The organism is Parvibaculum sp. (genome assembly GCF_049672805.1).
In the GTDB taxonomy this organism is placed as follows: Bacteria; Pseudomonadota; Alphaproteobacteria; order Parvibaculales; family Parvibaculaceae; genus Parvibaculum.
In genome coordinates this window covers 1-7,504 of the sequence record NZ_JBATWS010000467.1, presented here as the reverse complement: position 1 = coordinate 7,504, position 7,504 = coordinate 1, and the positions used below count along the sequence as shown (strand labels likewise).

General features: G+C 58.9%; 5 protein-coding genes. All 5 read right to left on the bottom strand.

The window, feature by feature from the left end:
- The coding region (locus WBF74_RS14460; protein WP_424441157.1) for a hypothetical protein at window positions 1–2,447 on the bottom strand (2,447 nt) is incomplete at its 3' end.
- A 33-nt stretch (window positions 2,448–2,480) separates the two neighbouring features.
- The gene (locus tag WBF74_RS14455; protein WP_424441155.1) at window positions 2,481–3,257 is read right to left on the bottom strand and encodes an NTP transferase domain-containing protein; all 777 of its coding nucleotides are present in this window, start codon (window positions 3,255–3,257) and stop codon (window positions 2,481–2,483) included.
- Window positions 3,254–3,892 carry a gamma-glutamyl-gamma-aminobutyrate hydrolase family protein gene (locus WBF74_RS14450; RefSeq protein WP_424441153.1) on the bottom strand — a complete coding sequence of 213 codons (639 nt, stop codon included), beginning with the start codon at window positions 3,890–3,892 and terminating at the stop codon, window positions 3,254–3,256. Before WBF74_RS14450 ends, WBF74_RS14455 begins: the two co-directional genes overlap by 4 nt.
- Window positions 3,889–6,906: a PEP/pyruvate-binding domain-containing protein gene (locus WBF74_RS14445; RefSeq protein WP_424441151.1), complete on the bottom strand. Its 3,018-nt coding sequence runs from the start codon at window positions 6,904–6,906 to the stop codon at window positions 3,889–3,891. Before WBF74_RS14445 ends, WBF74_RS14450 begins: the two co-directional genes overlap by 4 nt.
- Window positions 6,907–7,170: 264 nt before the next feature.
- A partial coding sequence (locus tag WBF74_RS14440) for a winged helix DNA-binding protein (protein WP_424441149.1) occupies window positions 7,171–7,504 on the bottom strand: 334 nt, incomplete at its 5' end.

The window sequence follows — 7,504 nt, the reverse complement described above, 5'->3', positions numbered from 1 at the left end:
GTACGGACGGTTCCATGCATCTCGGGATGCAGGCTGAGCAGGGCATCGAAAATCTCCGGGTAGGCAGGGAACGTTTCTCCGGCCTCGCTGACCGCCTGCCCGCGCATAAAGCGATCGCTTAGCGAGTCGACGACCTTGCAATTCGTATCCGCGAGGACGATGACAGGCAGTCCCTGAGAGCGGCGGCGCTCGACCTCTTTGAAAAGAATCGCAAGGCAACGAAGCCTGTAGAGATCGAGTACATCCGTGTGCTTGTCACGCAGGCGGACATTGCATACGAAAATCTGCCGACCGGTTTGTTCCCCCGCCTCATTGAGTTCGTTAAAGAGACAATAAATGTAAAAGAGGCCGCCGCCCCCCGGTTGATCCTCGGGCACGGGAACATCGAACCATGTCATGCCCTGATCCCCTTCAACGGGCCGCCAGCGGTCGCGCCGGTAGAAGAGGGGGGTAGAATCACCGATCTGCGGATTGGACTTGCCGCTGTGATTGAGCACGCCATAGTCGATCCCGCGCTCAAGCAGCGTGCTCTGAAAGAAACCGACGGCATTATATTCGGGCTTCGTGTCGGTGTGGCAATGTTGCAGGCCGAAGAAGTCGTACTGGCCTTGCTCGATCATATCGACGGTGATAAAGCGCCGAACCTTCCAGCCCGGCTCGCCAGGTTTTCCGGCGAGTTTCATCAGATCCTGCTGCTGCCGCTTCGTCGCCATTGCGCTGAAGGTCATCACCCGTATGTCAGGGTCAGCCGGCGGTCTTGTCTCCTTTTTCGCCGCGCTGGCGGGGGTAACGATGCAAAGATCGGGGAAGGCCTTCTCGATCTTTTCGATGGCGGCCTGATCTGCGAAAGATTGATAGACGCCGATATTCTCTTTTGATTTTTCGGGATCGAAGAACTTTCCGACTGAATGAGCGCCCGCAGCGTCCATGCCGAGCCATTCAAGAAGTTCGGCGCGTTTCTGGGGCTGGGTGACGAAGACTTCGAACTGCACAAAGCGGATCCGGCCGGTTGCCTCGGCGAGAGGGCGCCCGCGTTCGAACTGCTCCAGCAGTTTCCGCAATTCTTCGATATAGACATCCACACCCTTCTTCCAGCGGCCTCGATCGACATGGGTGGCATACATGTCTCGCGGATCACGGATGACGACGACCATTCGCGCGCCCGAAATGTCTGCAATCAGATCAGGCGTCCAGGCGCGAATGACGCTGTCGAACAGCATGTAGCGGGCCGTGGGATGGCAGAGCCGGCACAGATGTTGCTGCACGTCAGCCATGCTGCGTCCGAGAGCAGAAGTCGGTTTCTGTTCTATCGCCTGACGCACAAAACGAGAGAGCGCTTCGTCGAGAGCGGACAAGTCTGCTCCCGGCGACATCAGCGAGAGAAGTGATTTCTCATAGACCTGAAGTGTTCTCGCCCCGGCTGTGCGCATGGAGATGCCGAGGAACTGCTCCGCAATGAAGGCGCGTGTCAGCCGGAGACGATCCCGCTGTGACGTCGCCTCTATTACCTTGTCATAGGTTGACGAACTGCCATGCATGAAGCGCGCGCGGTTCCAGAAGGGCTTCGCGCCGCGCTGCTCAAGAAGGAAATCCCGGACGGCGCTTGCGCCTGACCATTGGAAGCCGGAACAGAAAACGGGGATCACATCAGGTTCGGCGTTCGATTCAGTCTCGGCAGCAATGGCTGACGACGAATCCGAGGGAGGCGCGTCCAGCAGGGCGTCGAGCGTTTTCGGAAGAATGTCAGCCACGTTCCAGCCGGAGCCGTAAACAAGCTCGATAGCACGGCCTATATGCTCTTTCGCGCCATCCCTGTCGCCTTTGAATGCCTTGGCGAGTTCTGTATTCGCCTCAATCAGCGTCGCAGCCAGTTCGAGCCTGCTGCGTATGCGCTTTGCAGCGGCGGAAAGCTTCTTCTCGGGAATTGTGTCGAGATATGCCCGCGCGCGTTCATGGTCATCGAGATGGAAGTGGATGATGCCAAGGGCTTCCCGCACCCTGATCTCTTTCGCCGCCGCCGGAAAGCGTTTGCAGAGCTCGTTTCCTGCGTCGAGTGCCTGCTGATAAAGACGAAGCGGCAGGGCGAAATCCACGATCATCATCCAGTGGTCGGGCTGGAGCAGCTCTGCCTCCTGTTGCAGAGCCGCGATCATCATCCTGTAAACGCGGCTGCGCTCGAGCTCTGCATCCTGCCGGACGGAGTGAAGATCGTTTTTAATGTGCGGGGCGATGGCAGCCAGTTCTGCGACGCGCTTCTCGCCCGGCAGCTTCTGCCAGTCCTTCAGCCCGGATTTCAGCGCGCGCTCCCAGCCGGATTTCTTGCTGTTGACACGCACCCATGAGGCCGTTCTGAGGTGGCTTTCCTGTTCCCCTTCAGCTGTGTCGTTCCCCCGTTGCGTCTGTGCTGCGAGATTGCCGAAAACCACGAGAAGCTTTCTGAAAACCATTGTGAGGGCAGTCCGTTCGTCAGGCGTCAGCATCTAGTCGGCAACGGCGCGGTTTCCCATCGTGCCGCTTCGCTGCCACTCTTCATAGACATTGAGATCTTCGACACTGTCGATCTCAAACCAGCCGCCGTGAACAGGCACGGCGCGGACATCAAGCCCGGTGTCGATCATGCGCTGAATGAATGTGGTCATGTACATATTGTCGAAGCTCTGGCCGTCATAGGTCGCGCTTCGATCAAGCCGGTCAAAGAGATCGCACATGACCGGTATGTGATCTCTCCGAATCTTGATGAGGCCGATATACTGACCCTCTATCTCATCATAGCTTTTGGGCTTGCGGCCGATCTCGATCAGGCGGCCCGTTTCATCAAGGCGCAGCGTTTCGGCGTCGGACAGGGGATCATCAAACCGCCGCTCCCAAAGATCGCGCCAATCCTTGTCGATAACTACTGACACGGGGGCATCACTTTCTATCAGGGCCCTGACAAGAGGGGGCTGATAGACAATGTCGCCGTAACTGATGATGAGACCCGTGTCGGTCGGAAAGTGCGCTCTCGCGGAAAAGAGCGTCTGCACCATGTTCGTCGTTTCAAAGCGCGGGTTCAGGACAATCTCGACCCCAAGGCCTTCAAGCTTCTCTGCCCTGTAGCCGCCGATGACGAGGATGTCATTCACGCCGCAAAGGCGCAGCGTCTCAATGTCCCTCTCGATAAGCGGTTTGCCGAGAAAGGGGACCATGCATTTTGGTCGATCGTCCGTAAGCGGACGCAGTCTTGTGCCTTGTCCGGCTGCAAGAAAAATGACTTTCATGTTCCCGACTTTCCGAGATGGCGCGCCATCCACTGGCGCACAGCTAGATTGGGATTTGTCTCACGTTCCGGGTGCCACATGATTCCGATCCAGGGCAGGGTTTTGTGCCGGAACGCTTCAACAGTTCCGTCTTCTGTCCAGGCCAGTTCATTGAAGTCGGCGGCAAGCCCGCTGCGCGGCAGCGCGTAGTCGTGATAGCTGTTGACGACTTCCGGTGCGGGATCGAGAGGCGGGGCGGGAGCCCAGATCAACCGATGCTCGGTTGCGACATGCCCCTCGACCCGCACAAGCGGGCCGCCTGATACATGCTGCATGAACTGCATGCCACGACATATGCCGAGAACGGGCAGGCGGCGCGCCGCGCAATAGTCAAGCAATCCCTTTTCGAAGGCATCGCGCTCCGGCGCGGGCTTTGTGCTGCCGGGGAGAGCTGCAATGTCGTTGCCCCCCGTGAGGATCACCGCATCGATGCCGATACGATCAAGATATGCCGCATCCACCCGATGGAGATTGGGAAGCGGAATTGCCGCTGCACCGACATCTTCCAGAAGAAGGCTCCAGCGCTGGTCAAGACAATCGCGTCTTTCGCCGATGCCCGGCAAATCTTCAACACGCTGTGTCAGGCCAACTCTCATTGGTAGATACCTTCGATGCGCTGGTTTGCCGGATCGAGATCAGCCAGTCGCGCGCGGGAGAGGCGCTCATAAATCCCTTCGCCTACGCCGATTGCGGCAGGCAAGCCGAATTCCGCGGCCCGGATGGCCATATGCGAATTGGCGCCGCCATACATGGTCACAAGCCCCGCAATGCCCTGGCCAAAGAGCCAGTCATATCCGGGATCGGCTTGCGGGATCAGGATAATGCAACCGGCAAGCTCTTCTTCATCATCCGCGGCCTTGCCATCCGCGCCGCCAAGCTGGCGTATTGGCGCGCGAATGCGGCTGGTGCCGACGAAGTTCGGCTGCGAAGTCCCGTATTCGAAGCAGAGAAAATCTTCCTCTTTGGTGAGAATGGATGGCATGAGGCAGGAAGCTGCCATCTGCCGCTTCTTGAGATTGCTGGCGGCTAGCTCGGAAAGTGATCTGACAAATTCCTCGTCCACTTCGCTCAGGCTGGCATCGAGCAGCATGTTGATCGGGATGTTCGAGAGTTGTGTCCGGTCCAGACCGGCTTCTTCGCCAAAGGATGCGATCTCCTCAAGCGCAAGCGAGAGGCTGCGGGAAAAGCAGAACTTCACATATTCGCGGCCGGCAATCGCATTGCGGAAGAAGGTATCGACAAGTTTTTCATCCGAGGGAAGACCGGCCTTGCCAAGCGCGCCACAGAGGGCGTGCAGCTCCTTTCGCCAGAGCGCGTCATCGCCCACCATATGACCGCCGCCTTCCGATGCTTCACGGACGAGCGGCGCAAGGTAGGTTTGAGGGTCCGAACCATAGGAAGGAGAGGAAATGTCATAGGTGCCCGGGCGCAAGTGACCGTATCGTGCCACGAGGTCGTCGAAGGGCATCCTGCCAGTTGCGACGGCTCTCACATCCGATGAGAACTGGCCCGTCACCGTATCAAGGCTTGCCATGAATGCGTCAACGGCGGGCTGGCTGATGATACCTTCTGACACGGCGGAACGCATCAGGGCGACGGCAACAAAGGCGCTGCGCGCCATATGCGCGAAAGGCAGCGTGCCATAGCGGCGGCAATCCTCAAGCAATAGCCGCGCGCGCTCCAGATGTTTGAGGCCGGGCCTTGCGAGTATCTTTTCCCGGCGTGCCTCCAGAAGAGCAACGGCCTCCATATGCTTCGGCCAGCTATGGAAGGCATTTCCAGTGAGATCGCGCAAGGCATCTTCAAGGCTTCTCACTTCGCCCGGCGAAAAGCCTCCATCGTCGGCAAGCCGCTTTCTCCATTTGTCGAAATCAAGCGTCATGCAGGTCGGCACGACGCTGAACTCCACCTTGTCATGGAGAGAGGGCTGCTGCCTGAGCGAGCGCAGATACCAGGCGACAAGTCGCGCTGCCAGCGCATCATCTATTGCCGCAGGCACGAAGGAAGCAAAGCTCGCGCGCACATCCACATAAGGCCGTCCCGCGAAGGAAACCAGAAGGCGGTGCGGTCGCACATCGCGATAGCCATACTCGGCGCGCTGGGTGGCCCAGATCTCGTCCGTGACAAGGAAGCGGTAGAGGCTGAAGGCAAGGGCACCCGGCGCGGTTCCTATGATCTCTGCCGGGTTCCAGTCCGGCATCACACCGAATACGGGGTCGCTGCAGGGCAGGAACGAAGATGCTTCTGTGGTGGCGCGCCACGTCTTCACCGCCTGATCGAGAGCCTGATTGCACTCTTCATCATTGATACCGGCTCCGGTCCACTCGACAGTGATGGGGCGGACCTGAAAGACATGAACGCGCCCCGCTTCGTCGATGGCAAATTCGACATCAAGCGCATCGTATTGAAGAAGAGATTCCAGTTCCGTGACCGCACTCAGAACATCGCTCAGCGGAGCGGGAAGAAGACGCGCAAAATCGGCTGAACGATGCACCACGCGTGTGTGGTCATCCGTGCTGCGCCCCGAGGTGACGGCTTCCGTATCGCCGCTGCGATCATAATTGATCACATAGTAAGGCGCGCCGCGATCCAGCGTGCGCGTAAAGACCACGCCATGCATCTGCACATTGGCGACCATCGGCTGGATGAGCACCTGATCTTCCGCAACAGCGCCACCATATGAGGCGAAAACTTCGTCGATTGCGCGGCTCAGGTCATCGCCGGGCGACACGTCAAGCAAAGAGGTGAAGACGCCGGCATTCGCGGTCTGGAAGGAATCTTCTTTCCGAGCGCTGCTTCTTACGACGAAGCGGACAGGTCCAAGGGAGTTCTCGATGCGCTGGAGGCAGCCCTTGCGATCCGACACCCATTCCGCATGGGTGACTTTCGCCTGATCCTGAATGATGGAGCGACGCACCTGACCTCTCAGCCGCTCCAGTGTTTCGGCCTTGGTGCCCATCACGAACCGGGCAATGTCGCGGGCTTCGTTCAACTCGGCCCAGTCACCCCTTGCGTCAACGCATCTGACATCAAGTCCGGAGAGACGCAGATGTTCGATCAGCGAGGACATGTTCGCGCGCTGAATATGCGGCGGATAGGGCGGCTCGATCTTTTCAACGGCTTCAAGAGCCGCACGGCGCAGCAGAACGAGCCCGATGAACTCGGCGACGGAATGTTCGTCACCAATGTCGGGGCCGAGTTTCAGCACGCGGTCGCCGTGAAAGATGACTTTCTCGCGCATCTGCAAGTCGGCCCGGGAGCGCCCGATAAAGCGTTGCCGCCAGTTGCTGTCGATGGCGACGCAGACATCGCCTTCTGCTTTGGCGAGCGAATTGACCAGCTCCGGGCGCAGGAGGATGTCGCCGTAGCAGACGAATACGGTGCCATCACGCGGTATGGGAGCCTGCAGGAGAGAGACGGCGCTGCCTGTGGACGCCCAGTTCGGATTTTCCGTGAACTGGAGTTTCGGATATCGGCTCCTTACTTCTTCGACATTGAAGCCGCCGATAAAATGTGTCCGGACGGATCTTTCGTGGAAAGCCGCCAGAACCCAGTCAAGTGCCCGCCCGCTACCTACAGGAAGGAGAGACGAAGGCGTCTCGCCTCGCACCGGCCGCCCGCGCCGAGAACGAATAGCGTGTCGGTTTGCTGCATTGCTCGTGAAGAGCTTCTTTTGACCAATATAATACTAAAGGCGTCGCGGGACGACGCCTTGCCCCTCCACGGACTGAACCCATGTGGAAAGATACATGCCGGTAGAGGTTAGGCAAATCTATTGTCGCCTTTTTCTGCGGGTGGTGGCCTGCGGTCAAAAACAGGAAACCCGCCGCGGCAGTCAGCCGGGCGGGTTTTGTTTTGGGTGATGGTCGCTAGCTCAGGCTTTCCGCATTCGCAGGCGAGGTTCTGCGCCGAAGGCGCAGCGGACATTGTCGATATAGGCGGTCATGCGCGAGAAGCCGTCATCGGTGAGGTCAACGAAGACGCGGCGGCCGTCATTTTCGTCGCGGATGCGGGTAACGAGCCCTTCGGAGACGAGGTCGCTGATGCGGCGGAGTGCCGTTGTAGCAGGCACGCGCGAGGCGATGCAGAGGCTGGAGACGGAGACGCGCTTTCCGGTCAGGCGGGCATAAGTCAGGTCCAGCAGCATGTCCCATGCGGGATCTGAAAAGAGACCATCGGGAAAGTAGTTTTGCCGCGTGGCGCAGAGG

Bases quoted from the DNA above. Each gene is read 5' to 3' on its own strand.
- WBF74_RS14455 (WP_424441155.1), bottom strand. From the start codon at position 3,257: ATGAAAGTCATTTTTCTTGCAGCCGGACAAGGCACAAGACTGCGTCCG.
- WBF74_RS14450 (WP_424441153.1), bottom strand. From the start codon at position 3,892: ATGAGAGTTGGCCTGACACAGCGTGTTGAAGATTTGCCGGGCATCGGC.